Origin of the sequence: Streptomyces sp. SID3343, from assembly GCF_009865215.1 — a bacterium.
Classification (GTDB): domain Bacteria; phylum Actinomycetota; class Actinomycetes; order Streptomycetales; family Streptomycetaceae; genus Embleya.
In genome coordinates this window covers 1-990 of the sequence record NZ_WWJX01001143.1, presented here as the reverse complement: position 1 = coordinate 990, position 990 = coordinate 1, and the positions used below count along the sequence as shown (strand labels likewise).

General features: G+C 76.1%; 1 protein-coding gene and 1 pseudogene. Both read left to right on the top strand.

Annotated elements, in window-relative coordinates; all coding sequences use genetic code 11:
• The coding region (rfaE2, locus tag GT354_RS35990) for a D-glycero-beta-D-manno-heptose 1-phosphate adenylyltransferase (RefSeq protein WP_161360587.1) at positions 1-506 on the top strand (506 nt) is incomplete at its 5' end.
• Positions 503-990: pseudogene (locus tag GT354_RS35985) on the top strand (glycosyltransferase family 9 protein); the annotation flags it as partial. The gene rfaE2 and the pseudogene GT354_RS35985, both read left to right, overlap by 4 nt.

Below are 990 nucleotides of genomic sequence, written 5' to 3'. Positions count from 1 at the left end.
AGGCGGTGTCGGGCGGTGCGGCGATCGACGGCGGCGGGTCGGGGCACGGCCGCTCCGCCTTTGCGCACGTCCGGCGGGTGCGGGCGGCGGGCGGGCGGATCGTGGCCACCGGTGGTTGCTTCGACCTGCTGCACGCGGGACACATTCGAACGCTGCGCGCGGCCCGGGCACTGGGCGACTGCCTGGTGGTGTGCCTGAACTCGGACGCGTCGGTGCGCGCGCTCAAGGGGCCGCCCCGGCCGTTCCACTCGGCCGCCGATCGCTGCGAGGTGCTGGCCGCGCTCGATTGCGTCGACGGCGTCGTGGTCTTCGAGGAGGCCACGCCCGAGGCCCTGATCGAGATGTTGCGGCCCGACGTGTGGGTCAAGGGCGGCGACTACTCGGCGGACGCCCTGCCCGAGGCCGCGCTCGTCGCGTCGTACGGCGGTCAGGCGGTGACCGTTCCGTACCTGGCCGGGCGTTCCACCACCGGCGTCGCGCTGGCCGCGGCGCGGGCACATCGATGAGCGGGGCCGAACGCGAGCGCCCCGTGGTGCTGATGCTGCGCGCCCTGGGGTTGGGCGACTTCCTCGCCGGAGTCCCGGCGTATCGGGCGCTGCGGCGCGCGTTCCCCGACCACGAGACGGTGCTGGCTGCGCCCGCCGTGCTGGCCCCGCTCGTCACCCTGGTCGGCGCGATCGACACGCTGCTGCCGGTGGGCGAGTTGGAGCCGGTGCCCTGGCGGGGCGGGCCGCCGGAGGTGGCGGTGGATCTGCACGGGCGCGGGCCGGCGAGCCACGACGTGTTGGCGGCGATGTCGCCGCGGCGCCTGGTGGTCTTCGGCGGGGACACCGGCGGTGGTTACTCGGGTCCGCTGTGGCGCCCCGACGAGCACGAGCGGTCCCGGTGGTGTCGCCTGCTCGCCGAATCGGGCGTGCCCGCCGATGCCGGCGACCTCACGCTGACCCCGCCGGCGTCGCCCGCGCCGTGTGGCCTCGCCGGCGCCACGAT